The organism is Streptosporangium sp. NPDC002721 (assembly GCF_042888905.1).
Lineage (GTDB): Bacteria > Actinomycetota > Actinomycetes > Streptosporangiales > Streptosporangiaceae > Streptosporangium.
On the sequence record NZ_JBIAQI010000012.1, the window covers coordinates 37,124 to 62,138 of the forward strand.

Consider the following 25,015-nt stretch of genomic DNA (forward strand, 5'->3'; position numbering starts at 1 on the left):
ATGGACGCGATCGACGTCATCGTCACCAAGCGGGACGGCGGGGAACTGTCGGCGGAGCAGATCGACTGGGTGATCGACGCCTACACCAAGGGCGTCGTCGCCGACGAGCAGATGTCCGCGCTCGCTATGGCGATCCTGCTCAACGGCATGAACCGGCGGGAGATCGCCGGGTGGACCCAGGCCATGATCCGCTCCGGTTCCCGGATGGACTGGTCGTCGCTGCCGGGGGCCACCACCGACAAGCACTCCACCGGCGGCGTCGGTGACAAGATCACGCTGCCGCTGGCACCGCTGGTCGCCGCGTGCGGGGGGTACGTGCCCCAGCTGTCCGGCAGGGGACTCGGCCACACCGGCGGCACCCTGGACAAGCTGGAGTCCATCCCCGGCTGGCGGGCGTCCCTGTCCAACGACGGGATGCTCGACGTGCTCGGCAAGGCCGGGGCGGTCATCTGCGCGGCGGGCGACGGCCTCGCCCCCGCCGACAAGAAGCTGTACGCGCTCCGCGACGTCACCGGCACCGTCGAGGCGATCCCGCTGATCGCCTCCTCGATCATGTCCAAGAAGATCGCGGAGGGCACCGGCGCGCTCGTCCTGGACGTCAAGGTCGGCTCCGGGGCCTTCATGAAGAACGTGGAGCAGGCCCGCGAGCTGGCCACGACCATGGTCGAGCTCGGCACCGACGCCGGGGTCAACACGGTCGCGCTGCTGACCGCGATGGACCGGCCGCTGGGCCGGGCCGTGGGCAACGCCCTGGAGGTCACCGAGTCGGTCGAGGTGCTCGCCGGAGGCGGGCCCGCCGACGTGGTCGAGCTCACCGTCCGCCTGGCGCGGGAGATGCTCCAGGCGGCGGGCCTGACCGGGGGCAAGGACCCTGAGCGCGCCCTCGCGGACGGCTCGGCGATGGACGCCTGGCGCCGGATGATCTCCGCCCAGGGCGGTGACCCCGACGCCCTGCTGCCCAGGGCCGCCGAGACGATGGAGATCACCGTGCCCTCGTCCGGCGTGCTGTCCAGGCTCGACGCGTACGGCGTGGGCCTGGCGGCCTGGCGGCTCGGCGCGGGCCGGGCGCGCAAGGAGGACCCGGTGTCGTTCGGCGCGGGCATCGTGCTGCACGCCAAGCCGGGGGACCTGGTCCGCGCGGGGCAGCCGCTGATGACGCTGCACGCCGACGAGACCGCGCGCTTCGAACGGGCGCTCGCCGCCCTGGAGGGGGCCTACACCGTCGGCGAGACCGCCGGCCCGGACCTGCTGCCCCTGGTGATCGACCGCGTCACCGCCTGACACCGGCGGGTTCGTCCGGCGGACCGGGACGCTCTCCGGGTCCGTCTTTCGGTCCGCACCTCGGCCCGCCTCGCGGGCCGGGACGCTTTCCCGGCCCGTCTTTCGGCCCGTGCCGGGCCGGACCGGGATGTTCTCCCGGTCCGCGCCTCGGTTCGTCTAGCGGGCCGGGACGCCTTCCCGATCCGTCTCCCGGCCCGCACCTTGGCACGCACTTCGGCCCGCCTCGCGGGCCGGTGGGCCGAAGATCTCGCCGATCACGGCGCGGTGGGTGGGCAGGGCGGTCGCGTGGCGCTCGCGGCCGTCCTCGGTGATGCCGACGAAGATGCCGCGCCGGTCGTCCTCGCAGATGCGACGGGTCACCAGGCCCGCCTTCTCCAGGCGGGCGATCAGCCGGGAACAGGCGCTCTGGCTCAGGTGGACCGCGTCGGCGATCTCCTGGACCCGGTATTTGCCCTGGCCGCCCTCGACCATCCGCTCCAGGACCTCGAACTCGCTCATGCCGAGCCGGTGCCGCTCGGAGAGTTCGCGTTCCAGCGCGCAGGCGGTCGCGGCGTGCCTGGCGAGCACCTCACGCCACGCGCGGACCGGGTCCTCCTCGTTCATGCGCGGATCGTACCATGCATGAACAATAAGTGCACAGTCATTAAATGCTTTTGCATTAGATGTGCCTGCATGTATTGTCGGACGACATGACCCCTTCACCGGCCTCGACGGCTCCACCTGATCCGTCGGTCGCATCCGTTCCACCCGCCGTATCCGCCTCATCCGCCTCATCCGCCGCGTCGGCGTCGCCGTCCGACGAGCGCTGGGGGGCGGGCCTGTGGGCCGCGCTCACCGTGCTCTGCGCCGTGGTCTTCCTCGACGCGCTCGACGTCTCGATGGTGGGGGTCGCCCTGCCGTCCATCCAGGCGGACCTGGGGCTGTCCACGTCCTCCCTGCAGTGGGTGGTCAGCGGCTACGTGCTCGGCTACGGCGGGCTGCTCCTCCTCGGCGGCCGGACCGCCGACCTGCTCGGGCGTCGCAGGGTCTTCCTGGTCGCCCTCGCGGTCTTCGCCGTCGCCTCGCTTCTCGGTGGCCTCGTCAACGACGGCACGCTGCTGATCGCGGCCCGCTTCGTCAAGGGCGTCAGCGCCGCCTTCACCGCGCCCGCCGCGCTCTCCATCATCACCACGACCTTCGCCGAGGGACCTGCCCGCAACAGGGCTCTCAGCGTCTTCACCGCCTCGGGTGCCAGCGGGTTCTCCCTGGGCCTGGTCATCTCCGGATTCCTGACCGAGCTCGGCTGGCGCTGGACGTTCCTCATGCCCGTCCCCGTCGCGATCATCGCGCTGGTCGCGGCCCTGAAGTTCCTCCCCAAGCAGCGGGAGGAACGCGCCGAGGGCGGCCACGACCTCATCGGCGCCGTCACCATCACCGGCTCCATGCTGCTGCTCGTCTACGCCGTGGTGGAGGCGCCCGGCGCGGGCTGGGGATCGCCGCGCACGATCGCCTCGCTGCTGGGCGCCGCCCTGCTGCTGGCCGTCTTCGTCCTCACCGAGCAGCGGGTCAGGCACCCGCTGGTACGCCTCGGCATCCTGCGCTCCGGCCCGATCGTCCGCGCGAACCTGGGACTCGTGATCCTGTTCGGCTCCTACGTCGGCTTCCAGTTCGTCGCCATGCAGTACTTCCAGAACTTCCTGCACTGGTCGGCCCTGGAGACCGCGCTGGCCTTCCTGCCCGCGGGACTCCTGGTGGCGGTGACCTCCACCAGGATGGGCAAGCTGGCCGACCGGTTCGGCACCGCCCGGCTGATCGTGATCGGCTCGGCCGCGCTGGCCGCCGGGTACGCGTTCTTCCTGCGGGTCAACGACGAGCCCAGCCTGGCCACGCTGATCATCCCCGGCATGGTCCTGCTGGGCATCGCGTTCGCCCTGTCCTTCCCCTCGCTGAACATCCAGGCGACCAACGGGGTGGCCGACGACGAGCAGGGGCTGGCCTCGGGACTGCTCAACACCTCGGGACAGGTCGGCGGGGCGGTCGTGCTGGCCGTCGTGACGGCCGTCCTCACCTCCGGTACGGGCGCCGACCCCATCGGCACCTTCCGTGCCGCGATCACGGTCTCGGGGATCCTCGCCGTGGTCGGCCTGCTGATCGCCCTCACCGGCCTTCGTGCCCGCCGCGCGGTCGTCGCGGACGAGGGGGAGGGGGAGAAGGTGCTGGAGACCGTCTAGGCCACCGGTCCGGCGTCTCCGTCCCTGCGTGGGAGGGACGGGAACGCGGGTTCCGCGGGTCGCGAGGGTGCCGCCGCCGGATACCGGGGCCCGGCGGCGGCACCCTCGCGGCCCGCGCCCCTCCCCGACCCTCGTGACCCGCGCCCCCAGCCCCGCGACCCGCGGCCCTGCCGCCCGGGGTGCTTGACTCCCCCCTCGACAAGGTGTCACGATCCGGCCAGGGCGCATGTGGACGGCCGGGGGTGAACCTCTCCGGAGACCTGAGCATCTAACGGGGCAGGAGGCTCACCATGAACCGCACCCTCGTTTCCCTCGCGCTCGTTCCCCCGCTCCTGCTGGCGGCCGGCTGTGGCTCGGCCACGCAGACCGCGAGCCCGGCCCCGGCGTCCCCGGCGGCCCCGGTCACCACCGCCCCGGCACCGGTCGATCCGGCGGTCACACCGTCTCCCACGCCCCCCGCCGTCGCGGCCGGGCTGCTCCCGCCGACGAGCACCAAGGCGGTCGAGGTCGAGCGCCCCATCGACACCCAGCCGACCGTCACCGGAGCCCGGTTCGGCAGGCACAAGGGGTTCGACCGGGTGGTGATCGACCTCAGGGGCGACCTGCCCGGCTACACCGCGCGGTGGGTGCCCAAGCTCGTCCAGGACGGCTCGGGAGATCCGGTCGACGTCAAGGGCGGGGCCTACCTGCAGCTGACGATCACCCCGGCCGTCGCGCACACCGAGGCGGGCAAGCCCACCTGGACGGGCGGCCCGATCTTCCAGGCCAAGCTGGGCAACGTCCGGAACGTGGTCAAGACGGGCGACTTCGAGGGCGTGGTGAGCGTGGGCGTCGTCCTCGACCGCAAGGCGCCGTTCCGGGTGCTGGAGCAGAAGAACCCGTACCGGCTGGTCGTCGACGTCGCGCACTAGCCGTGCACCGGCGACGTGCCGGGGTCGGGTCACGTACCGGATCACGTGTGGAAGGCGCCGGGACGCTGAGGGGCGCCGCACCTCGGAGCGGTGACAGACTGGTCCGATGGTACGCAAAATCGACAGCGCGACGCGGATTCCCGTTCCCGGGGGCAAGACGATCGACGAATACGTCGGTCTGGCCAACAGCGGTGACGCCGGGATCTCGATCGCGCACATGAAGGCCCCGGCCGGGTGGGACGAGCCCGCCCAGACACCGGAGTTCGCCGAGTACACGCTGGTGCTCAAGGGCACCGTCATCGTGGAGCACGACGGCGGCACGACCGAGATCGGCGTGGGGCAGGTGTTCGTGTGCGAGCCGGGGGAGCGGATCCGCTACAGCTCCGGCCCCGAAGGCGCCGAGTACGTCGCCGTCTGCCTGCCCGCCTTCTCCCCGGAGACCGTCAACCGCGAAGGCGAGTGACAGGACGGCGAGCGACGGCTCGTCACGCGCCGGTCCCGGTGCCTTCGTCCCGGGATCGGCGCGGGCGTCCCCCGGGAGGGGACGCCCGCGTGAACATCCCGAGGCCGGGCCGTGGCGGCGCCTTCGTACGGGCGGCCGATCAGACCCCTGACGGTAAGGTTGCCAGATGAGTCAGCTACCCACTTTCGAGCAGATCCGCCTGGCTCCGAAGGTGTTGCTCCACGACCACCTCGACGGTGGCCTGCGGCCGGAGACCATCATCGACCTGGCCCGCGAGTCGGGCTACGACAGGCTGCCCACGACCGAGACGGAGAGCCTGCGCGCCTGGTTCAGGGAGGCCGCCGACTCCGGCTCGCTGGAACGTTACCTGGAGACCTTCGACCACACGGTCGGCGTCATGCAGACGCGCGAGGCGCTGGTCAGGGTCGCCGCCGAGTGCGCCGAGGACCTGGCGGACGACGGCGTCGTCTACGCCGAGGTCCGTTACGCGCCCGAGCAGCACACCTCCGCGGGCCTGAGCCTCGAAGAGGTCATCGAGGCCGTGCAGGAGGGCTTCGCCGCAGGTTCCGAGGGGCGGGGCATCCAGGTCGGCACGCTGCTCACCGCCATGCGTCACCAGGCCAGGTCCATGGAGATCGCCGAGCTCGCGGTCCGCTACCGCGACGCCGGGGTGGCCGGGTTCGACATCGCCGGCGCGGAGGCGGGCTACCCTCCCACCCGCCACCTGGACGCCTTCGAGTACCTCCAGCGGGAGAACGCCCACTTCACCATCCACGCGGGCGAGGCGTTCGGCCTGCCGTCGATCTGGCAGGCGATCCAGTGGTGCGGCGCCGACCGGCTCGGCCACGGCGTCCGGATCATCGACGACATCACCGTCGAGGGCGACGGGGAGCCCAAGCTGGGACGCCTGGCGGCCTACGTCCGCGACAAGCGCATCCCGCTGGAGATGTGCCCGACGTCCAACCTGCAGACCGGCGCGGCGGCCTCCATCGCCGAGCACCCGATCGGCCTGCTGCGCCGCCTGAACTTCCGGGTCACGGTCAACACCGACAACCGGCTGATGAGCGGCACGTCCGTCTCCGAGGAGTTCGCCAAGCTGTCGGAGGCGTTCGGCTACGGCTGGGACGACATGCTGTGGTTCACCGTCAACGCCATGAAGTCCGCGTTCCTGCCGTTCGACGAGCGCCTGTCGCTCATCAACGGCGTCATCAAACCCGGTTTCGCCCGCCTCAAGTGGCATGCGTAGGCGTGAACGGGCTCGTACGAGTGAAGTGAGCTTTCTCCGATGAAGCAGGTGTTCCGCTCCACCCTCGCGACGGTCGTCGGCTGGGTCTGGATGGCCTTCGCCGCGTTCAACGCGGTCGATCTGATCGCCCGGTACAGCGGGCAGACGTCGATGATCGCCGCGGCGGTGCTGGGGGTGCTCACCGCGGTGGTCTTCGTCACCTGCCTGCGCCCGGCGGTCATCCTGTCCGAGGAGGGCGTTCACGTCCGCAACCCGCTGAGGAACGCCTTCGTGTCCTGGCCGGCCGTGGACGAGGTCACGGTCTCCCACTCGATCGCGATCGTCTCGGGCGACGAGAGCGTCCGCTGCTGGGTGCCGCAGGCCTCGGCCCGCGAGCGGGCGGCGGCCGTGCGCAGGGGCAAGCCCGCTCCCGCCCCCTCGCGAGGCCGTTCCAGGACCGAGCCGGTCCGCTCGAAGGGCGAGCAGGCCGCCGCCGAGGCGCTGGCGGGCAGGACCCACGCCGACTGGGTGGCCGAGCAGATCACCGAACGCGCGGAAGCGGCCAGGCGCGCTGCCGCGCTGACCGCCACCGCGGCGGCCACCGAGGCTACGAAGGCGACGGGGACCTCCGCGAGCGCGGCGGCCGGGGTGGAATCCGAGGACGAGGCCACCGCCGTCGCCGAGAGGGAGGCCGAGCCCACTACCGCTGTCGGGACGGGCGCCGAGACCGGCCGTGAGGTCGAGGCCGGTGGGCTCAAGGTGACCTGGTCGCCGAGCGCCCTGGCGGCCTTCGCGGCCGCGGTCCTGCTGGTGGTCGCCGCCTTCCTCGCCTGACCGCGCCGCTACCGGGATCCTGACCAGGGCGGCGCAGGTCGCGCCGACGCCGGTAGCGGTCCCCGGCGAGCCGGCCTCGGCGGGGTCAGAGGCCGAGGGCCTCGGTGAGGTCGGCCTTCAGGGCGTCGAGATCCCGTACGGCCAGCGCGCGGGCGGCGGACACCTCGCCGGTCACCGGGACCACGACCTCCAGGTAGCACTTGAGCTTGGGCTCGGTGCCAGAGGGGCGGACGACGACCCGGGCGCCCCCGGCCAGGTGGTAGCGGAGGCCGTCGGTGGGCGGCAGCCCGCCCGCGCCGAGGCTGAGGTCGTCGGACGCCTCGACCTCGCGGCCGCCGAGCCGCGCGGGCGGCGTGGCCCGCAGGCGGGCCATGGCCCCGGTGATCAGCGACAGGTCGGCCACCCGGAACGACAGCTGGGACGTGGCGTGCAGGCCGTGACGGCGTGCCAGGTCGTCCAGGAGGTCGAGCAGGCCGCGACCCTCCAGTTTGGCCCGCGCGGCGATCCCGGCCACGGTCAGCGCCGCGCCGATGCCGTCCTTGTCGTGCACGGGCAGCCCGAGGTCGGAGCCGACGCTGTATCCCAGCGCCTCCTCGTACCCGAACAGCAGGCCCTCACCGGCCTTCATGATCCACTTGAAGCCGGTCAGGGTCTCGGCGTAGCGCACCCCGTACTCGGCGGCGATCTTGCCGAGCAGGGACGAGGACACGATGGTGGTCGCCACCAGGCGGTCGTCGCCCGAGGTGTGCCGGATCACGTGCTCGCCCAGCAGGGCGCCCACCTCGTCGCCGGTCAGCATCCGGTAGCCGCCGCCGGGCAGCGGCACGCCCACCGCGCAGCGGTCCGCGTCGGGGTCGTTGGCCAGGATCAGGTCGGCGCCGACCCGTCCGGCGAGCTCCAGCGCGAGGTCCATCGCGCCGGGCTCCTCCGGGTTGGGGAAGGCGACGGTGGGAAAGTCGGGGTCGGGTTCGGCCTGCGCCTCGACGGTCGCGGGCGCGTCGAACCCGGCGGCGGTGAACGCCCTGGCCAGGGTGTCGCCGCCCACGCCGTGCAGCGGGGTGTACGCCACCCGCAGCTCGCGCGCGCCGCCGATCGGGAGCGCGGTCACCGCCTCCAGGTAGGCGGCCACGACGCCGTCGTCCAGCTCGCTCCAGGCGGGGTCGCCGGGGGAGCCGAGGGGCAGTTCGGAGACCGGCCCCGTCGCGTCGATGGCGGCGGAGATCTCCGCGTCCACCGGCGGCACGATCTGGGAGCCGTCGCCCCAGTAGACCTTGTAGCCGTTGTCGCGGGGCGGGTTGTGGCTGGCGGTGACGGTCACGCCCGCGTCGGCGCCGAGGTGGCGGACGGCGAAGGCCAGCACGGGGGTGGGCAGCGGCCCGGGGAGGACCGAGGCGCGCAGCCCGGCCCCGGTGAGCACGGCCGCGGTGTCGCGGGCGAAGGCGTCCGACTTGTGCCGGGCGTCGTAGCCGATCACGACGTGCTTGCCGGGACCGAGGACGCGGGCCAGCCCGGCCGCGGCGCGCATCACCGTCACCCGGTTCATCCGGTTGGGACCCGCTCCCAGCTCGCCCCGGAGCCCGGCGGTGCCGAACTCCAGCCTGGAGCCGAACCGCTCGCGCAACGCGTCGCCGTCGCCGCTCTCCAGCAGCTTCGCCAGCTCCGCGCGCGTGTCGGGGTCGGGGTCCTGGGCCAGCCAGGAACGGGCGAGCCCTGCGAGATCGCTGCTCATCGTCACCTCTCGGGGCCGGGGTCCGTCGGCTTACCCGGGCCCGCCTCGTGTTCATCCCTGGAACCAGGGGGATTCTCGAAAGCCGGACGTCACTCGCCGTCTTACAGCTCGCCGTCCTACAGCTTGCCGTCCCGCAGCTCCGCAGCTCCGCGGTTCTGCGGCTCGCCGTCCTACAGCTTGCCGACGACCTTGGCCAGCAGGCCGCCCATGCGCGTGGCGGTGGCGCGGCCGACCTCCAGCACCTCCTCGTGGTTGAGCGGCTCGCCCACCAGCCCGGCACCCGGGTTCGTGACCAGGGAGATGCCCAGCACCTCGGCGCCGCCCTCGCGGGCCGCGATGGCCTCCAGGACGGTGGACATGCCCACCATGTCGCCACCGAGGATGCGGCACATGCGGACCTCGGCCGGGGTCTCGTACGTCGGGCCGCGGAAGGCCACGTAGACGCCCTCGGCCAGCGAGGGGTCGGCCTCGCGGGCCAGCTCGCGCAGGCGCGGGGTGTAGACGTCGGTGAGGTCGACGAAGGTGGCGCCGGTGATCGGGCTGGCACCGGTCAGGTTGATGTGGTCACTGATCAGCACCGCCTCGCCGACCTCCTGGGTCTCGGGGCGCAGGCCCCCGGCGGCGTTGGTCAGCACGACCGTGCCCACCCCGGCCCTGATCGCGGTCCGTACGCCGTGCACGACCGGCTCCACGCCGCGGCCCTCGTAGAGGTGGGTGCGGCCCAGGAAGATCAGCACGTTCTTTCCCGACTCGGTCCGCACAGCGCGGATCCGGCCCGCGTGGCCCTGCACGGCGGGCGGCGCGAAGCCGGGCAGGTCGGTCACCGGGATCTCGGCGACCGTCTCGCCGATCGCGTCGGCGGCCGGGACCCAGCCGGACCCCATCACCAGCGCGACGTCGAAGGAATCCACGCCGACGGCGCTTCTCAGCGCGTCCGCGGCGTCGTTGGCGAGTGCATACGGGTCATTGGTCACGTCACCGAGCGTACCGGTCATCCGTCCTCGGGCCGCGCCGTGTCTCCTGCTCAGCGGAGGGTGCCATCAGCCGAACCACCAGGTGAGTCAAGCGACGATCACCGAGACCAGGCCGACCACCGCCCCGGCCGCGATCAGCCACGCCGAGTTCAGCCTCGTCCTCCACAGCGCCAGCAGCGTCCCGGCCGTCAGCGCCCAGGTGAGCGGGTCGACCAGGGAGATACGGCCGAGCTGGAGCGCGACCCCGGCCATCAGCGCCAGCGCGGCGGCGTTCACCCCGTCGAGCAGCGCGCTCGACCACGCCCTCGACCTGATCCGGTCGGTGATCCTGGTGAGCAGCCCGACCAGCAGGAAGCTCGGCAGGAAGATCGCGACCGTGGCGAGGACGGCCCCCGGGGTCCCGGCGACCAGGTAGCCGACGAAGGTGGCCGTGGTGAACACCGGGCCCGGGGTGAACTGGCCGATCGAGACGGCGTCGGCGAGCTGGGCGGGGGTGAGCCAGCCGAGCCGCTCGACGAAGTCGCCCTCCAGGAAGGCCAGCAGGACGTAGCCGCTCCCGTACAGGACGGCGCCGATCTTGAGCATGGTGAGGAAGAGGCGCAGCAGCTGGTCGGGGTCCTGGCCGCCGGCCAGGGCCAGCGGCGCGGCCAGCAGCGCCCGCGAGGACCGAGAGCCGTCCGGGGGCGGCTCCTGTCCGGGCCCGCGCGGGCGGGAACGCCGGGCGGAGATCATCCGTACCGCCACGGTCAGCAGGCCCCCCGCGGCGAGCAGGAGCAGCTCGTTCACGCCGAGCAGGTAGGCCGCCAGGACGGCCCCGGCCAGGATCCACAGGTACGCGCTCCCCAGCGCCGTACGGACCAGGGAGAACAGGGCCCACGCGATGATCGCGATGACGACCGGCCTGATGCCGTACAGGATCCCGGTGACCTCGGGGGTGCGGCCGTAGTGGACGTACAGGGCCGCCAGCGCGCCGACCATGAGCGCGGCGGGCAGGATGAAGCAGACTCCGGCCGACACCAGGCCGCGCCACCGGGCGCGTTCGTGGCCGAGGTGGATGGCCAGCTCCGTGGAGGAGGGGCCGGGGATGAGGTTGGTCGCGCCGACCAGGTCGAGGAAGCGCTGTTCGGTCAGCCAGCCGCGCCGCCGTACCACCTCGTCGTGCATCATCGCGATGTGCGCCGCGGGACCGCCGAAGGCGGTGACGCCCAGCCGCAGGAACAGCCAGGTCACCTCGCGCAGGGCTGACCCGCGCCCGGTCTCCCCGTTCTCGACGGGTGTGTCCCTCATCCCGGAATCATGCCATTTTTCCAGGTAAAGGCGGGATGGCGTGCCGGTTAACGCCAGGCCCCGCGCACGCTCGCGCGGGGCCGGTGACCGGTGACGCCCGGCTCCCCGGGGAAGGTCGTCCTCAGCTCCCCAGGGAGGTGCAGGGGCGGCCGCGCAGCTCCCTGACGTAGTCGTCGGGGGCGCCCGCGTGCTCGGCCGCCTCGGCCAGGATGCCGAGGTAGCGGGCCGAGGGCAGGCCGCCCTCGTACCCGTCGAGCACGTAGAACCACGCCACGACCTCGCCCTCCATGGTCTGCACCCGGAGCCTGACCTTGTGGTAGAGGCCCCGGGCCGCGCCCTCCCACTGGTCGAGGGAGCTCTCGTCCCACTCGGGCACGTCGTAGAGGACGACGAAGACCTGGTCGGCGGCGTCCTCGACGATGGAGGCGAGGGCGCCCTCCCAGCCGAGGTCGTTCCCGCCGAAGGTCAGGCGCCAGCCCTGGAGCCAGCCCGTCCCCCTGATCGGGGAGTGAGGGGCCCGCTGGGCCATCTGCTTCGGGTCCATGTTGCTGCCGTAAGCGGCGTAGACAGGCACGGAGACAAACACTAATCCAAGATCCGCTAGACGCTCACCCAGCTTCGAAGCCACGCCGATGTCTCGCCGATGTCACGCGGAATCCCGGTGGTTTTGCGGGGGTTTCGTGGTTTAGGAGGGATGCCGAGCGAGGTCCGGTCCCACCATGCGGGAGAATGGGCTATGTGACGAGGATAGTGATCATCGGTGGCGGTCCCGGCGGATACGAGGCGGCGCTGGTCGCCGCCCAACTGGGAGCGCAGGTCACCGTGGTCGAACAGGACGGCCCCGGCGGGGCCTGCGTCCTCACCGACTGCGTACCGTCCAAGACGCTGATCGCCACCTCGGTGCGCAAGCAGGCGCTCCTCGACGCCAGCATGCTGGGGGTCCACTACACCGGCGGCCCCGACGGCGACGTCGGCGGTGTCATCGCCGACATGCCGCTGGTGAACAGGCGTGTGAAGGATCTCGCCCGCGCGCAGTCCGCCGACATCGCCGCCCGGCTGGCGGCGGAGGGCGTCGAGGTGATCAGGGCCCCGGGACGGCTGGTCGACCCGCAGGTGGTCAGGGCGGGGGACCGGACGATCCGCGCGGACGTCGTCATCGTGGCGACCGGCGCGACCCCGCGCATCCTGCCCGGCGCCGAGCCCGACGGCGAGCGCATCCTCACCTGGCGCCAGCTGTACGACCTGGAGGAGCTGCCCGAGCACCTCATCGTGGTCGGCTCCGGCGTCACGGGCGCGGAGTTCGCGGGCGCCTACCGCTCGCTGGGCTCGGAGGTCACGCTCGTCTCCTCCCGCGACCGCATGATGCCCAACGAGGACGCCGACGCCGCCGAGGTCCTCGAAGAGGTCTACCGGCGCCGCGGCATGAACGTGATGGGCCGTTCCCGCGCCGAGTCCGTCAAGCGCACCCCGGACGGCGTGGTCGTCACCCTGGAGGACGGCCGGACCGCCGAGGGCAGCCACTGCCTCATGACGGTCGGCATGGTCCCCAACACCGCGGGGATCGGCCTCGAGGAGGCCGGGGTCACCCTCGACAGGGGCGGGTTCATCCAGGTCGACAAGGTCTCCCGCACCTCCGCGCCCGGCGTCTACGCGGCCGGGGACTGCACCGGGGTCCTGATGCTCGCCTCGGTCGCCGCCATGCAGGGCCGGATCGCCGTCTGGCACGCCCTCGGCGAGGCCGTGCACCCGTTGCGCCTGGCCACCGTCGCCTCCGCCATCTTCACCGATCCCGAGATCGCCGCCGTGGGCATCGCCGAGCGGGCGATCGAGAACGGCGAGATCGAGGCCAACATCGTCAAGCTGCCGCTGGCCACCAACGCCCGCGCCAAGATGCAGGGTTTCAACGACGGCTTCGTGAAGCTGTTCTGCCGTCCGAACACCGGGATCATCCTGGGCGGCGTCGTGGTCGCCCCGCGGGCGTCGGAGCTGATCCTGGCGGTCTCGGTCGCCGTCCAGCAGCGGCTGACGGTCGACCAGATCGCGCACACCTTCGCGGTCTACCCCTCCCTGTCCGGCTCCGTCACCGAGGCCGCCCGCCGCCTCATGCAGCCGATGACCCCCAGCGGTATCTGACCGCCGCCGGGGTCAGGGACGGATGCGCAGGACGCTGATGCGCCCGTCGGCGCCGTACTCGAAGTGGAACCGCAGGGTCACCGGGCTGCCGGGGAAGTCGCCGGAGACGTCCGCGGTGGCGTCGGTGGCATCGCCGGTGAGGTCGGCGCCGGTGACGGTGTAGACGACGTCGGGCACGGCGGTACGCCAGGCGCGGATCGCGGCGACGCCGTGGTGCTCGACGCCCTCGTCCTCCACGGTCGCGTCGTCCGCGAACAGCGCGAAGTAGGGGTCCTGGTCGGGCAGGACGGCCAGCTCGAAGTAGCGGCGGACGGCGCTCGGGACGGTGGATGCGTGGGACATGAGTGTTTCCTTCCGTATGGGTGATGGTGGAGCTGGGCGAATGGCCGGGCCGGTGAGTGGGGCCGGACGGCCGGATCGGTGAGCGGGGTCAGACGGTCGGCAGGGTGCCGCCGTCGATGACGTGTTCGGCGCCGACGATGGACGAGGCGCGGTCGGAGACGAGGAACGCGACGAGCTCGGCGACCTCCTCCGGGAGGTTGGGGCGGCCGAGGGGGATCCCTCCCAGGGAGTCCATCAGCTTCTGCAGCGCGGCCTGCTTGTCGATGCCGGAGCCGGCGGCGATGCGGTCGACGAGATCGTCGGCGGACGCCGTCCGGATGAAGCCGGGGGCGACGGAGTTGACCCGCACCCCGTGCGGGGCGACCTCGTTGGACAGGCCCTTGCTGTAGACGGTCAGGGCTCCCTTGGCCGCCGCGTAGGCCAGCGTCGCGTCGTACAGCGGCATCCGGCGCTGTATCGAGGTGACGTGCACGATCGCGCCGGAGCGCCTCTCGATCATGCCGGGCAGCAGCCCGCGGTCCAGGCGGACGGCGCTCAGCAGGTTGGTGTCGAGCGCCCTGTCCCACGCGTCGTCGTCCAGGGCGGCGAAGCCCCCGGAGGGCGAGTCGGAGCCGCCGAGGTTGTGGACCAGGATGTCGACGCCGCCGAGGCGGTCGAGGACCTGCTCGACGACGCTGTCGGCGCCCTCGCGGGTGGAGACGTCGGCCGCGACGAACAGCTCGGGCTCGACGTCGTCGGGGCGGGTCCGGGAGGTCACCAGCACCGTGGCACCGGCCCGCGCGAGCCGCCTGGCGATGGCGGCGCCCGTGCCCCTGCTGCCCCCGGTGACCAGGGCGCGCCTCCCGTCGAGCGAGTCGCTGATGAAGGTGTCCACGGTGTGCTCCGTCCCGGGCACGGGCGTGGTGGTGCCCGCGCCCCCAATGACTGCTAAAATAAGAGTGAGTCACTTCGACTTTAGCAGTAACTGCTGGGGAGGGTCACATTGGCGAGCCGGATCAGACTGGAAGATCGTGAATGCCCGCTGTCGACGACGGTGGCCCACGTCGGGGAGTGGTGGACGCTGCTGATCCTGCACGACGCCTTCGACGGCTACACCCGCTTCGACGAGTTCCAGGAGAACCTGGGCATCTCCTCCAGCATGCTGACCAGCCGCCTGAAGACCCTCGTCGCCGACGGGCTGCTGGAGCGCCGCGCGTACCAGAGCAACCCCACCCGCCACGAGTACGTCCTGACCGAGCTGGGCCGGTCCCTGCGCCCGGTGATCGTCGCCCTGGCCGCCTGGGGCAACTCCCGGCTCGACCCGTCGCAGCGCGCCATGATCCTCGTCGACGCGGCCACCGGCGAGGAGGTCGAGCCCGCCGTCGTCGACGCCGCCACCGGCCGCCGCCTCGACTCCAGCGAGGACTTCGTCTTCGCCGCCGGTCCCATCGCCAGCGAGGCCATGCGGGCCCGCTACCTCCGCACGCCCGGGAACGGCGGTGTCAGCCGAAGCCGGGTCTGACGTGGACGGGTTCGTGGTCCGCCGCACCGGTGCGCGCCGTGCCCGCACCCCCCGCGACGCCGTCAGGAGGCGCGGGCGGCGGAGGTCCACGAGGCGTACGTCGGCGTGGACGCCGTCCTGCCGCACCCGCCCAGGCGCGGTGGCCGCCGACAGGACCCGCTCCCGCCGCGCGGGGCCGCGCGGCGGGAAGCGGCGCCGGCCGCTACGCGACCTCACCCAGCACGGATCCACGCGGGGCGGCGGCCGCCCGCATCCTCGCGTGCCGGCGCAGTGCCCGGATCGCCAGCTCCGCGTGAACCAGCGCGCCGTCGGAGAGCACCCCGTCGTCGAACACCGCTCGCGGGCTGTGGTTGCTCGGCGCCGTGGCCGGATCGTCCGCGGCGCTCGCACCCAGGATGAGATAGCAGCCGGGCACCTCGTCGAGCACCTCGGAGAAGTCCTCCGCGGCGCTCACCGGGGACGCCATCGGGACGAACCGTTCCGCGCCGAGCACCTCGGAGACCACCGTACGGGCGAACTCGTACTGCTCCTCGTCGTTCACCGTCACCGGGTAGCCCTCGACGTAGTCGACCTCGGCGGTCAGCCCGTACGCCTCGGCGATGTGCAGGCACAGCCGGGTGACCTCGCCGGGCAGCCGCGTCTGGTTCGCCGGCGAGAAGGTGCGCACCGTGGCTTCGATCGTGGCCGTGTCGGGAATGGTGTTGGACCTGCTCCCGGCATGGATGGAGCCGACCGTGACGACCACCGGGTCGAAGACGTCGAAGCGCCGGGTGACCAGGGTCTGCAACGAGGTCACGATCTCCGCCGCCACCGTGACCGGGTCGCGGCTCAGGTGCGGCATGGAGGCGTGCCCGCCGACTCCGCGCACGGTCACCCTGAGCTCCGCCGTCGACGCCATCAACGGGCCGGGCCTGCTGCGGAACTGGCCGGCGGGGGTCCCGTACGAGCGCACGTGCATGCCGTACGCCGAGGAGACCCGTGGTCCCGCCGCGTCCAGCACCCCTTCCTCGATCATGCGGGCGGCGCCGTTCCAGCCCTCCTCGCCCGGCTGGAACATGAACACCACGTCGCCGGCCAGCGCGTCGCGGTGCGCGCCGAGCAGCCGGGCCGCGCCGACCAGCATCGCCGTGTGCAGGTCGTGCCCGCAGGCGTGCATGGCGCCGTCCGCCTGGCTCGCGTAGTCCAGCCCGGTCAGCTCGGTGATCGGCAGGGCGTCCATGTCGGCGCGCAGCAGCACCGCGGGGGCGGGTTCGCCGCCGGGATCCGCCTCGCCCGGCCGCCCGCCGCGCAGCACCGCGGTCACCGAGCTCAGCGACCGGCCCAGGGTGATCTCCAACCCCAGCCCCGACAGCTCGTCCAGCACCGCCAGCTGGGTGCGCGGCAGGTGGAGGCCGATCTCCGGGTACCGGTGGAGGTCACGCCGCAGCCGTACCAGGTCGTCCTGCAGGGCCGCGGCGTCGTCGCGCAGCCGGTTCGGTAGCGTCATCGAACATTCCGATCGTCAGGCCGGCCGGGCGGGCCCCGGCCGGCGGGGATGTGGTGAGGAAGGACGTCCCGGAGCGGGCCGGCTCAACCGGCCAGCATCCCGGCCATCTCGCGCGGGTGCACCAGGTGCGGGAAGTGGCCGCTGCCGGGCAGCACGGTGACGGTGACGTCCGGCAGGGCGGACCTCAGCCATCCCTCGTACGCCGGATCCGGCGAATGGCCGGTCACGTAGCGGTACGGCACCCCGTTGGACCGGATCACGTCCAGCAGGTGGGTCTGGCGGCGGCCGAGCTCCTCGGCGGAGGTGACCAGGATCTCGTCCCAGTAGCCGAGGAGCAGGTCCTGCCGCGGATCGGTGGCCGTGGAGACCAGGTGCCGCGCCGCCGGCGGCAGCCGGTCGATCTGCATGTTGCCGAGCATCCGGTCCCAGATCTCACCCCAGGACGGGCTGCGCAGCACCGGTTCGGCCTGCCGCAGGACATCGCCGAACCCGCCCGCGAGCAACGGCTGGTCGACGTTGACCACGCCACGGGTCGCGTGGGCCGCGGCGTACCTGGTCACCAGCACGCCCCCGAGGGAGTGCCCCACGACGACCGGCGCGGCGAGTCCGGCCTCGGTCACCGCCGTGTGGAGGGCGGCCACGACCTTGTCGAGGTCGTAGCCGTCCCATCGCGCCGACTCCCCGTGCCCGGGCAGGTCGAGTGTGAGCACCCGCCGGCCCGGATCGACGGCCGCCAGTTCGTCCAGCAGCGGTCCCCACTGGCGGCGGTCGTACGTGAGACCGTGCACGAAGACCAGCGGCGGGCGGTCGTCGTCCGTGCCCCGGATTTCACCGGCCAGGTAACCGAAAAACCGGATGTCACGTATGTCCTTCATGTCGCCCTCTTTTCGCAAAGGAACCTCACCCGGAGGGCGTAACCGAGGGGTGCACGATTTGTACGTGATGCAGGTCACAGCCGTCCGGGGCCGGTCAGGCGCACCGGAGGGCAGAGCCTCGGAACCGGTGGGGGGCGGTCGCGGCAAGCCGTTACGCTGCACAGATGGCCTTGATCGGACGCCAAAGGGAGCTCGCCGCGGTGGCACGGCTGCTCGACCGGGCCGCGGCGGGGGACAGCGGCCAGCTTTTCGTCACCGGCCCGCCCGGCTCGGGGAAGTCAGCGCTGATCGACGTCGCCGCGGATCTGGCCCGCGAACGGAAGATCCCGGTTTTCCGTGAGACCGCGCCCACCGTGTCCTGGCTTCGGTCGCCGGATCGCCTCGCCCAGGCGGCCGACGGCCCGCGCCTGCTCCTCATCGACGACGTCGACCACGCCGACCACGCCGACACGTCCGCCGTCGATCTCCCGGCCTTGCTGGACCGGCTCGTGTCCGGCGCGACGGTCCTGGTCGCGACCGCCGTGGAACCCACCGGACTGAAGCCGGAGCTGCGGTTGCGCGGCCTGACGGAACCGGAGCTCGCCGAGCTGAGCCCGGGCCTGTCCGCCGACGCGGTCCACGCGGTGTGGCTGGCCTCGGGCGGGCTGCCCGGAGCCGCGCTCGGCCTCGCCGACGAGCTGGCCCGGCTCGACGTCACCCGCGACCCGGTCCTCCACCTGGCGCTGACCGCGCCGTCGCGGACGGGGTTCCTCGACCTCGACCCCGGTCTCATCCGTCTGCTGGAGGCCGCGGCCGAACGCACGTCGGCTCCCGGCTCCCGGGCCCGTGTGCTGGCCAGGCTCGCGCGTGAACTGCTGGGCGACCCGTCGGCGGGACGGCGCCGGCGTACGCTGATCGACGAGGCGGTGGCGCTGGCCCGGGAGGTCGGCGCTCCCGGCGCGATCGCCGAGGTCCTCGACTCCGGGCTGCACGCGCTGTGGGATCCCGCGGCCGCCCACGAACGGCTGGCCACCGCGTCGGAGATCGTGACGCAGGCCCGGCGGGCCGGGGACGCCGAGGTCGAGCGGCGCGGACTGTTCTGGCGTTTCACCGCCCTGGCGGAGCTGGGAGAACTGGAGGCGGCCGAGTCCGCGCTGACGGCCTACGCGCGGGCCAGCTCACTGGCCGGCGACTCCGAGGCGGCGGTGGTGGTGCTGGCGCGTCAGGCGATGCTGGCGACGATCCGGGGACGGTTCGACGCGGCGGCCACGCTCGCCGCCGAGGTGGGCGTACTGGGCGGGCGTGCGGGGCTCGCGGACACCGAACGCCTGGTCGGGACGCTGCGCGCCGCCCTGGCCATGATGCGCGGCGAGTACGACTCGCTCATGGCTCCCTGGCACGACATGGCCCGACGGCTGCCCGGTCACTTCTTCGAGGCCGCCGCCGCCCGGGCACTGGCCGAGTCCGGGCGGGGCGACGAGGCGAGCCTTGAGCTCGAACGACTGCTCCCGGCTGTTCTCGCCGGATCGGGGCCGCGTTGGCTCGGGGTGTGCGCCGACCTGGCGATCGTGGCGGCGCTGGTCGGCGAACCGGCGGAGGCCCAGGCCCTGTACGACGCGCTGGCCCCCTACCACGGGCGTCTGGTCGTTTCCGGCGGCGCCAACATGATCAGCGGCCCGGTCGACGACTACCTGGGCCGGCTCGCCATGCGACTTGGCCGGCTCGACCTCGCGATAACCCACCTGGACGTCGCGGTGACGCTGGAGCGAAGGCTCGGAGCGCTGCCCTGGCTCGCCGGCACGCTGGCCGCCCGGGCACGGGCGCTGACCGCCCGCGACGGTGCGGGCGACCCGCTCCGGACGGAGGAGGACCTGGACCAGGCCCGCTCGATCGCGCAGCGCCTCGGCATGGGAGCGTTCCTGGCAACCCTGACCCCACCGGCGAACGAGTGGTCCCTGCGGCGCGACGGCGAGGGCTGGCGACTGGACACCGGCACCGAGACGGCCCGGTTGCGTGACGGACGCGGCATGGAGTACCTGCGGATCCTGCTGGCCGCGCCCAGGCGAGAGATCGCCGCGCTGGACCTCGTCGCGGGAGGAGCCGGCCTCACCGTCCCCCACGCCGCCCCGGTTCTCGACGCCGTCGCCCGCGCGGCCTACCGGAACCGGCTGGAGGCACTCACCGAGGAACTCGACGCGGCCGACCGGGCCGGCGACGCCGAACGGGCAAGGAGGGTCCAGGAGGAGAGGACCGCCCTGCTGGCCGAGCTGCGCAAGGCCACCGGGCTGGGCGGGCGGGCCCGTAACCAGTCCGACGAGGCCGAGCGGGCCCGGGTCAACGCGACCCGGGCGTTGTGGGCGGCGGTCAAACGGGTGGAGGCGGCGGCGCCCCTGGCCGGGGCCCACCTGCGGGCTTCACTGCGCACCGGCCATCTCTTCCGGTACCAGCCCGCACCGGGCGGCCCCGCTCGCTGGGTGCTGTGACCACACCACATACGAATCGCGCACTCCGAGGTCCGTACAGGCTCTAGTGCACGCGGGAGCGGAGGCGGTCCAGGGCGGCTCCGCCGTCCCGGACGGCGCGGGCCACGAAGTGCAGCTCCTCCGGGCGGCGGGCGACCAGCAGAGCCTGCTTGGCCGCCTCGTAGGCGTCGAGGGCGAGGCGCCAGTCGCGGTCGGCGGTCATGCCGCCGCGCCCGCTCACCTGGAACTCGTAGTCGAGCTGGTCGATCCCCTCGCCCAGCCGGGTGATGTCCTCCTCGGCGCCGCGCCGCATCAGGGCGAACTGGGCGTTGCGCCGGGTCCGCCGCTGGGCGCTGACGCCCCAGGCCACCAAGGTCAGCGCCAGGCCCACCGCGCTGAGCACGACCATGACCAGTCCCACGGACGGGCCGCCGCTCTCCGCGTCGGACTTCTCACCCGGGGTCTCCCTCTCCTCGGTCTTGAAGATGTCGAGGTCGGGCAGCGAGGTCGGCACCTCGACGGTGATGCCCGTGGGCTTGCCCTTGGAACCGGTGAGGTCGACGTCGTCGGCCTGGACGAAGGACGCGCCCTCGACCAGCGCGCCGGTGAAGTCGGCGCCGTCCAGCTCGGCCTGGGTGAACTCGACCTCGCTCACGTCGGCGTCCTTGAACGTCGCGTTGCGCAGGTTCGCCTGGCTCATCTTCGCCTCGCGGAGCTTGGCCCGGGTGAAGTCGGCCTTGCGCGCCTTGAGCTGGCCGGGGGTGCTCTCCTCCAGGTCGGCGTCGATCAACTTGGCGTTGGTGAAGTCGACCTGGGTCAGCTCGGCCCTGGTCAGGGTCGCCCCGGTCAGGTTCGCGTGCGGGAACTCCGCCTGCCCCGCCTCCGCGTCGATCAGGACCGCGCCCCGCATGTCGGCGTGGTCGGCGTGCATCTGCCCCAGGTCGGCCTCGGTGAGGTCGGCGCTGCGCAGGTCGGCGTACTTCAGCGTGGCCTGGGTGAGGTTGGCCTGCTTGAGCGAGGCGCCGCGCAGGATCGCTCCGGTGAGGTCCTTCTGGAGCAGTTCCACACCGTCCAGCTTGGCCTTGGTCAGGTCGGCGCAGCGCAGGTTGGCCGGGAGCTGGGCACCCCGGGTGAAGTCCTTGCCGCGCAGGTTGACGCCCTGACCGGGCCTGCACGGCCCGCTCTCGGCCTGGGCGGGAGAGATCACTGTCCCCGACAGCGCGAAGATCGCGGCGATGAGAGCCAGGGGGATGGAACGACGCACGGGAGCCTCCTTCAAAGCAGCCCCGATCGTGTCAGCGGCCCATTGCATCACGCTAGATACTCGCTTGCACCTTTTCTGTTAGATGCGCGCGGGCAGACCCAACGGGATCCGCCTTCGTCGCGCGACGGTCGCCGGTCGCGTTCAGGCCGGACCGAGCAGGTCCCATCGGTTGCCGGCGATGTCGAGGAAGACAGCGATTCGTCCGTACGGCTCGGTGCGCGGCGCGGTCACGAACTCGACGCCGGCCGCGGCCATCCGCGCGTACGCGGCGTCGAAGTCGTCCACCCGCAGGAAGAGACCCACCCGCCCGGCGAACTGCTCCCCGACGACGGCGGCCTGGCTCTCGCCGTCCGCACGGGCGAGGAGGACACCGGTCTCACCTCCCGGCGGCCGGACGACGACCCACCGCTTCGGGCGGCCGTCGTTCGTCGACGACGGCGAGTCCTCGACCAACTCGAAGCCCAGGGCCTCGGTGAAGAACTCGATGGCCGGGTCGTAGTCCTCCACGACGACCGCCACCAGCTCGATCCACATCTTCATGATCGCAAGTCTCGCCGATGATCCGTACGGGTGGCCGCTTCTTGAGTCCCTGCCACATCTGGCCAGGCGACGAAGGACGGCAGGTCCTCTCACGGCTGCCGATCCCCAGAACAACGTCACCCCGCCAAGAGTCGATGTAGCCGTAGCGGATCAGAGGTGACCCCCGGTTGCCCGGTGGTAAGCAGAATTAGAGTCGATGAGTGAGCAATCCTGAGCCCGACCATTTCCGCCAGATCTCCCAGGGCGATCTACGCGACCGGTCAACGGAGATCATGGATGGACTGAACGTGGAGAGCGGTACGCCGTCACACGCAACGGTCACCACATCGGCGATCTGGTTCCCGTCCGCCGTCGGCGTCGAGCCGTCTCGCGGGCCGAATTCGCCGCCGCGTCCAGCGGCATGCCGCGCCTGGACGACCGAGAATATCGCGAGGACACGAACCAGCACGTCAACGACGACCTCCGCAACCCGTACGACCACGCTTAAGGTAGAGGCGAGTTCGCGGAGGACGAGGAATGAACCTCACTCGTCGCTCGACACCAACACCCGCAGTGGCAGAGGTTCTGGGTTCGGTCGTGGTGGATCTGCCGCTAGGAGTGTGGTGGATCTGCCGATCTCTGCTCATCTTTCTCAGGTGATCTGAGATTGGTGGCCGGCTGAGGCGGGCGTGGTTACCGCCGCTCACCGGTCCGCACCGTGTCGCCGGGTATGCGCTTCAGGCTGTCGCGGTTCCATGCTTTTCGACGATCTCGTTGATCCGGGCTACGAGAAGGAAGTCCAGCTCGGTCACGACGTCGCCCGCCGTGTGGGTGGTCATGGTGATCCGTAGGAGATCCCAGCGGATATCGATGTCGGGTCGATGTTCCAACTCGATGGCGGCCTGGGCGATTTCCGCGACAGCCCGCATCGCGCTGTCGTAATCGATCGAGTAGCTCTTGCTGATCTGACGGGTGTCGCCGGACCAGCCACTAGATGCCAAGTGTCGCGCGACCTCCTCGGCGGACAGAGGGTCACGAAGACCCACGCCTACCACCTCCTCATCTCTCAAGCCTCCTACTGTGTGACACTCGCCAGCATCTCAGTCATCTCCTGCCCTATAGCGGTATTCGCCCACGCATTCATTCGGGTCGGCATGGCGACCAGTTCCGCACGCTGGCGCACCGAACCGGTCTGACGCAGGAGCTCGATCGCCTTCCTGGCCACTTCCGTCGCTCGTTCAGGCTCGGGAACCGCGGCGAGGGCCACACCCTGCCGAGCCAGGAACACTCCGATGTCACGGCGGGCCGTGGTCGGTACGGACGGAAGGATCTGATCCCAGAGAGCGACAGCTTCAACGTTGAGTCCAAGTCGCCCGTAGCAGGTGGCCCGTTGGATCTCCACGTAGTTGGGTGTTCGACAGGCGTTTCCCCACATGCGGTCGTCGTCTATGTCATCGATGAGTGCCGCGGCCTCATCCAGCAACGCGTCGCAGCGGGCACGGTCCGATGCCAGCGCATACCCGTGGGCACCCTGCTGCAGAGCGAGCACCTGCGTCTTGGGCATGAGCCTGCTCCGGTTCGACAAGGCGGCAGCGGTAAGGTCGATCACGGTGGAGGCATCACCGAGATCAGCGGCCAGCATCGCCTTGTTCGTAAGGGCATGGCTGATCAGCTGGACGTCCTGAGCGCGATGCGCCATCTCCAGGTTGACGTTGAGCCACAAGGCCGCCTGTTCGGTCACGCCCGCGTCCTGATACAGCCATCCGGCGAAGGCGGCGAAGCCCGCCCCGAGGCGGAGCAACTCGCGCCGTACCTCGCCCTCTGCCTGTCCCGCGAGCTCGGCGATGGACTGGCACTGAACCACGACGGTGCCGATCAGATGGCGAGGCCCCAGGAACGCGTCAGCGGCATAGTGACTCAGCAACTGCAGGTGGAAATAGTCCACCAGCTCCGGCGCCACGCAACGGTCCGGGGAGACCGGGAGGCTTGAAACGGTCGTGGGAATGGTGCCCAGGATCGGCTGGTGCTCTTCCTGGAACAGTTCGGCCTCGGTGATGCGGAATGCTCGCGCGTACAGCACGCGGTAAGGGTCACCGGGTTGGTTGTGTCCGGCCTCGTATGCCTTGACTCGGCGAATGATGGTCTCGCGCGCAGGTAGCCGGCCGCGCGTTTCCTCGTCGGCGGCCTCGACGAGTCGACGGGCCATTTCACGCTGGGGCCACAGCCGGTTGCGTCGCTCATCGCGGAGCCGTACAGCCCACGCAGGAAGATCGGCGGTCATCGCGCACCTCTTCACCGGAGTCGAGGAGGTCTTGTCGCCCTCAGTGTCCTCCAAACGCACCTGTACCGAAGGGATTACGCAGCGTTCTGATGGGAGGTGACGCGACAGAAACGGGACCCGCAGGCGCTGACACGCCGTACGGGTCCCTTGATCAGGAAGTGAGTCCTGACCCATGGCCAACATTAGAGCTATCCGGATCCGCTGGAGAGCGGACAACCCACCGCTGCCGCTCGGCTGCCGCTGGTGCGGACACGCCCCCTATGCCCACGAGGCGCGTAGCCTTCCGCGTCGCCGTGACCATCTGTGGGAGCAGCCCACGCCTCGGCAGGTGTGCGCCCGGATGGCTGCGCGGCGGCGTCTGGACCTGGGCAGTCGGCTACCGGCGGCGGTGCCGTCGCGCCCGCCGAAGGCGCACCCGCCCATGGCTCCGTCCCAAGTTCGGCCCGGGCGTCACGCGCGGTCGGCGACGGTCGCCGACGCTTCCAGCTGGGGCCGATCGCCGGACCCCGCTTCTCCGTCCCGGCGAGGGGGGCGGTATGAACGCGGTCCCGAAGCGTAGTAACGCTCCCGTGAGCAGGCGCGGCGGTCTCCCATCCTCGGCGCGTGCTGCCGTACCTCCTGCCGACGCCTGGCTCCGCGCTGAGGAACTGGTCATCGAACTGGACCGCGCCCACGGCATCTCGGCTGACATCCACGAACTTCGTTCCGGCAACGCCATCGTGTCCGTCTATCGCGGACTCCTGGCCTACAGCGACGGTGAGAACTTCTGGTGGACCAGCCCTGAACTCGACGGATCCGGCGACCATCTGCTCAGCGCTGCCTCGGACGAGGTCACGGCCGCCGCGCGGCTCGCTGAGCACTACGAGATTCTGCGCCTTCGCCCTCTCATTACGCTGCTGGGTTGCGAGTTGCCGCTGCTGGCCGACGTGATCCTGGCAGAGCATGTCGACCCGTGCTGACGCGGACGCGATGCGGGCCGCCAAGCAGGTCCAGGTGTACGCGTACGGGTGGCTGGTGTGGTGGAGCCTGAGATACCGGCGCTTCGAAGCCTGGGATTGCCGGGACGCGGCGTGTTTCCGCACCGTCTACGCGAACAGCGCCGCCGAGCTGTGGGACCGCATGCAACAGGTGGAACTCGACCTTTGGCGAAACTCGTCCCCAGGTGTCACGCCGCTCGTGGTCATCGCGGCGGATCATCTGACGCATGCCGGACGGCGAGGTATTCCTCGTCCGCCTCTCCGGTGAGACCGGAAGGCGAA

The 25,015-nt window shown here is 71.6% G+C and carries 24 protein-coding genes; 11 read left to right on the plus strand and 13 right to left on the minus strand.

Annotated elements, in window-relative coordinates:
• Nucleotides 1-1,281 carry a thymidine phosphorylase gene (locus ACFYWM_RS18495; protein ID WP_389916131.1) on the plus strand — a complete coding sequence of 427 codons (1,281 nt, stop codon included), beginning with the start codon at nt 1-3 and terminating at the stop codon, nt 1,279-1,281.
• Nucleotides 1,282-1,437: 156 nt separating this feature from the next.
• Here ACFYWM_RS18495 and ACFYWM_RS18500 read toward each other — a convergent pair whose 3' ends face one another.
• Nucleotides 1,438-1,884, minus strand: coding sequence for a MarR family winged helix-turn-helix transcriptional regulator (locus ACFYWM_RS18500; protein WP_389916133.1), 447 nt, complete (start codon nt 1,882-1,884; stop codon nt 1,438-1,440).
• Between the two features lie 86 nt (nt 1,885-1,970).
• Between ACFYWM_RS18500 and ACFYWM_RS18505 the strand changes: the two genes are divergently transcribed.
• The 5 genes from ACFYWM_RS18505 (at nt 1,971) to ACFYWM_RS18525 (ending at nt 6,924) form a co-directional block, all read left to right on the plus strand.
• Nucleotides 1,971-3,491, plus strand: a complete 1,521-nt coding sequence (locus ACFYWM_RS18505; RefSeq protein ID WP_389916135.1) for an MFS transporter — start codon at nt 1,971-1,973, stop codon at nt 3,489-3,491.
• 290 nt (nt 3,492-3,781) lie between these two features.
• Nucleotides 3,782-4,402 carry a hypothetical protein gene (locus ACFYWM_RS18510; protein WP_389916137.1) on the plus strand — a complete coding sequence of 207 codons (621 nt, stop codon included), beginning with the start codon at nt 3,782-3,784 and terminating at the stop codon, nt 4,400-4,402.
• A 106-nt stretch (nt 4,403-4,508) separates the two neighbouring features.
• Nucleotides 4,509-4,865: a cupin domain-containing protein gene (locus ACFYWM_RS18515; protein ID WP_389916139.1), complete on the plus strand. Its 357-nt coding sequence runs from the start codon at nt 4,509-4,511 to the stop codon at nt 4,863-4,865.
• A gap of 166 nt (nt 4,866-5,031) precedes the next feature.
• Entirely contained in the window at nt 5,032-6,111 is a 1,080-nt protein-coding gene (locus ACFYWM_RS18520; RefSeq protein ID WP_389916141.1) for an adenosine deaminase, read from the plus strand.
• 39 nt (nt 6,112-6,150) lie between these two features.
• On the plus strand, nt 6,151-6,924 hold the full coding sequence (locus ACFYWM_RS18525) for a hypothetical protein (protein ID WP_389916143.1): 774 nt from the start codon (nt 6,151-6,153) through the stop codon (nt 6,922-6,924).
• 85 nt (nt 6,925-7,009) lie between these two features.
• On the opposite strand, the gene ACFYWM_RS18530 is transcribed toward ACFYWM_RS18525, so the two are convergent.
• The 4 genes from ACFYWM_RS18530 to ACFYWM_RS18545 all read right to left on the minus strand — a co-directional run bounded on the left by ACFYWM_RS18530 (nt 7,010) and on the right by ACFYWM_RS18545 (nt 11,488).
• Nucleotides 7,010-8,653 (minus strand): phospho-sugar mutase, encoded by a 1,644-nt coding sequence (locus tag ACFYWM_RS18530; RefSeq protein ID WP_389916145.1) that lies wholly within the window; start codon nt 8,651-8,653, stop codon nt 7,010-7,012.
• Between the two features lie 170 nt (nt 8,654-8,823).
• A complete protein-coding gene (locus ACFYWM_RS18535) occupies nt 8,824-9,627 on the minus strand; it encodes a purine-nucleoside phosphorylase (RefSeq protein ID WP_389916147.1) in 804 nt (267 codons plus the stop codon).
• An 87-nt stretch (nt 9,628-9,714) separates the two neighbouring features.
• Nucleotides 9,715-10,914 carry a chromate efflux transporter gene (chrA, locus tag ACFYWM_RS18540; RefSeq protein ID WP_389916149.1) on the minus strand — a complete coding sequence of 400 codons (1,200 nt, stop codon included), beginning with the start codon at nt 10,912-10,914 and terminating at the stop codon, nt 9,715-9,717.
• A 121-nt stretch (nt 10,915-11,035) separates the two neighbouring features.
• A complete protein-coding gene (locus ACFYWM_RS18545; protein ID WP_389916151.1) occupies nt 11,036-11,488 on the minus strand; it encodes a gamma-glutamylcyclotransferase in 453 nt (150 codons plus the stop codon).
• A 164-nt stretch (nt 11,489-11,652) separates the two neighbouring features.
• Between ACFYWM_RS18545 and ACFYWM_RS18550 the strand changes: the two genes are divergently transcribed.
• On the plus strand, nt 11,653-13,047 hold the full coding sequence (locus ACFYWM_RS18550; protein WP_389916153.1) for an NAD(P)H-quinone dehydrogenase: 1,395 nt from the start codon (nt 11,653-11,655) through the stop codon (nt 13,045-13,047).
• Between the two features lie 12 nt (nt 13,048-13,059).
• On the opposite strand, the gene ACFYWM_RS18555 is transcribed toward ACFYWM_RS18550, so the two are convergent.
• Nucleotides 13,060-13,389, minus strand: coding sequence for a nuclear transport factor 2 family protein (locus ACFYWM_RS18555; protein WP_389916155.1), 330 nt, complete (start codon nt 13,387-13,389; stop codon nt 13,060-13,062).
• Nucleotides 13,390-13,477: 88 nt separating this feature from the next.
• Nucleotides 13,478-14,263, minus strand: a complete 786-nt coding sequence (locus ACFYWM_RS18560; protein WP_389916157.1) for an SDR family oxidoreductase — start codon at nt 14,261-14,263, stop codon at nt 13,478-13,480.
• 108 nt (nt 14,264-14,371) lie between these two features.
• Here ACFYWM_RS18560 and ACFYWM_RS18565 point away from each other — a divergent pair, with 108 nt between their 5' ends.
• Entirely contained in the window at nt 14,372-14,890 is a 519-nt protein-coding gene (locus tag ACFYWM_RS18565) for a winged helix-turn-helix transcriptional regulator (protein WP_389916159.1), read from the plus strand.
• Between the two features lie 202 nt (nt 14,891-15,092).
• Here ACFYWM_RS18565 and ACFYWM_RS18570 read toward each other — a convergent pair whose 3' ends face one another.
• A complete protein-coding gene (locus ACFYWM_RS18570; protein WP_389916161.1) occupies nt 15,093-16,376 on the minus strand; it encodes a M20 family metallopeptidase in 1,284 nt (427 codons plus the stop codon).
• Between the two features lie 83 nt (nt 16,377-16,459).
• Nucleotides 16,460-17,251 carry an alpha/beta fold hydrolase gene (locus ACFYWM_RS18575; protein WP_389916163.1) on the minus strand — a complete coding sequence of 264 codons (792 nt, stop codon included), beginning with the start codon at nt 17,249-17,251 and terminating at the stop codon, nt 16,460-16,462.
• 164 nt (nt 17,252-17,415) lie between these two features.
• Between ACFYWM_RS18575 and ACFYWM_RS18580 the strand changes: the two genes are divergently transcribed.
• Entirely contained in the window at nt 17,416-19,713 is a 2,298-nt protein-coding gene (locus ACFYWM_RS18580) for an AAA family ATPase (RefSeq protein WP_389916165.1), read from the plus strand.
• A 43-nt stretch (nt 19,714-19,756) separates the two neighbouring features.
• On the opposite strand, the gene ACFYWM_RS18585 is transcribed toward ACFYWM_RS18580, so the two are convergent.
• From ACFYWM_RS18585 to ACFYWM_RS18600, 4 genes are all read right to left on the minus strand, one after another.
• A complete protein-coding gene (locus tag ACFYWM_RS18585; RefSeq protein ID WP_389916167.1) occupies nt 19,757-20,956 on the minus strand; it encodes a pentapeptide repeat-containing protein in 1,200 nt (399 codons plus the stop codon).
• Nucleotides 20,957-21,097: 141 nt separating this feature from the next.
• Nucleotides 21,098-21,496, minus strand: coding sequence for a VOC family protein (locus ACFYWM_RS18590; RefSeq protein ID WP_389916169.1), 399 nt, complete (start codon nt 21,494-21,496; stop codon nt 21,098-21,100).
• A gap of 716 nt (nt 21,497-22,212) precedes the next feature.
• Entirely contained in the window at nt 22,213-22,521 is a 309-nt protein-coding gene (locus ACFYWM_RS18595; RefSeq protein ID WP_389916171.1) for a 4a-hydroxytetrahydrobiopterin dehydratase, read from the minus strand.
• Between the two features lie 29 nt (nt 22,522-22,550).
• Nucleotides 22,551-23,756: a hypothetical protein gene (locus tag ACFYWM_RS18600; protein WP_389916173.1), complete on the minus strand. Its 1,206-nt coding sequence runs from the start codon at nt 23,754-23,756 to the stop codon at nt 22,551-22,553.
• Between the two features lie 569 nt (nt 23,757-24,325).
• Between ACFYWM_RS18600 and ACFYWM_RS18605 the strand changes: the two genes are divergently transcribed.
• Together ACFYWM_RS18605 and ACFYWM_RS18610 are read left to right on the plus strand one after the other, a co-directional pair.
• Nucleotides 24,326-24,715: a hypothetical protein gene (locus ACFYWM_RS18605; protein WP_389916175.1), complete on the plus strand. Its 390-nt coding sequence runs from the start codon at nt 24,326-24,328 to the stop codon at nt 24,713-24,715.
• Complete coding sequence (locus ACFYWM_RS18610) at nt 24,699-25,001, plus strand: hypothetical protein (protein ID WP_389916177.1); 303 nt, start codon at nt 24,699-24,701, stop codon at nt 24,999-25,001. Before ACFYWM_RS18605 ends, ACFYWM_RS18610 begins: the two co-directional genes overlap by 17 nt.
• The last annotated feature ends 14 nt before the right edge of the window (nt 25,002-25,015 follow it).

Coding starts and splice junctions, on each gene's coding strand:
- ACFYWM_RS18495 (WP_389916131.1), top strand. CDS start 1: ATGGACGCGATCGACGTCATCGTCACCAAGCGGGACGGCGGGGAACTG.
- ACFYWM_RS18500 (WP_389916133.1), bottom strand. CDS start 1,884: ATGAACGAGGAGGACCCGGTCCGCGCGTGGCGTGAGGTGCTCGCCAGG.
- ACFYWM_RS18505 (WP_389916135.1), top strand. CDS start 1,971: ATGACCCCTTCACCGGCCTCGACGGCTCCACCTGATCCGTCGGTCGCA.
- ACFYWM_RS18510 (WP_389916137.1), top strand. CDS start 3,782: ATGAACCGCACCCTCGTTTCCCTCGCGCTCGTTCCCCCGCTCCTGCTG.
- ACFYWM_RS18515 (WP_389916139.1), top strand. CDS start 4,509: ATGGTACGCAAAATCGACAGCGCGACGCGGATTCCCGTTCCCGGGGGC.
- ACFYWM_RS18520 (WP_389916141.1), top strand. CDS start 5,032: ATGAGTCAGCTACCCACTTTCGAGCAGATCCGCCTGGCTCCGAAGGTG.
- ACFYWM_RS18525 (WP_389916143.1), top strand. CDS start 6,151: ATGAAGCAGGTGTTCCGCTCCACCCTCGCGACGGTCGTCGGCTGGGTC.
- ACFYWM_RS18530 (WP_389916145.1), bottom strand. CDS start 8,653: ATGAGCAGCGATCTCGCAGGGCTCGCCCGTTCCTGGCTGGCCCAGGAC.
- chrA (WP_389916149.1), bottom strand. CDS start 10,914: ATGAGGGACACACCCGTCGAGAACGGGGAGACCGGGCGCGGGTCAGCC.
- ACFYWM_RS18555 (WP_389916155.1), bottom strand. CDS start 13,389: ATGTCCCACGCATCCACCGTCCCGAGCGCCGTCCGCCGCTACTTCGAG.
- ACFYWM_RS18570 (WP_389916161.1), bottom strand. CDS start 16,376: ATGACGCTACCGAACCGGCTGCGCGACGACGCCGCGGCCCTGCAGGAC.
- ACFYWM_RS18575 (WP_389916163.1), bottom strand. CDS start 17,251: ATGAAGGACATACGTGACATCCGGTTTTTCGGTTACCTGGCCGGTGAA.
- ACFYWM_RS18580 (WP_389916165.1), top strand. CDS start 17,416: ATGGCCTTGATCGGACGCCAAAGGGAGCTCGCCGCGGTGGCACGGCTG.
- ACFYWM_RS18590 (WP_389916169.1), bottom strand. CDS start 21,496: ATGAAGATGTGGATCGAGCTGGTGGCGGTCGTCGTGGAGGACTACGAC.
- ACFYWM_RS18600 (WP_389916173.1), bottom strand. CDS start 23,756: ATGACCGCCGATCTTCCTGCGTGGGCTGTACGGCTCCGCGATGAGCGA.
- ACFYWM_RS18610 (WP_389916177.1), top strand. CDS start 24,699: ATGTCGACCCGTGCTGACGCGGACGCGATGCGGGCCGCCAAGCAGGTC.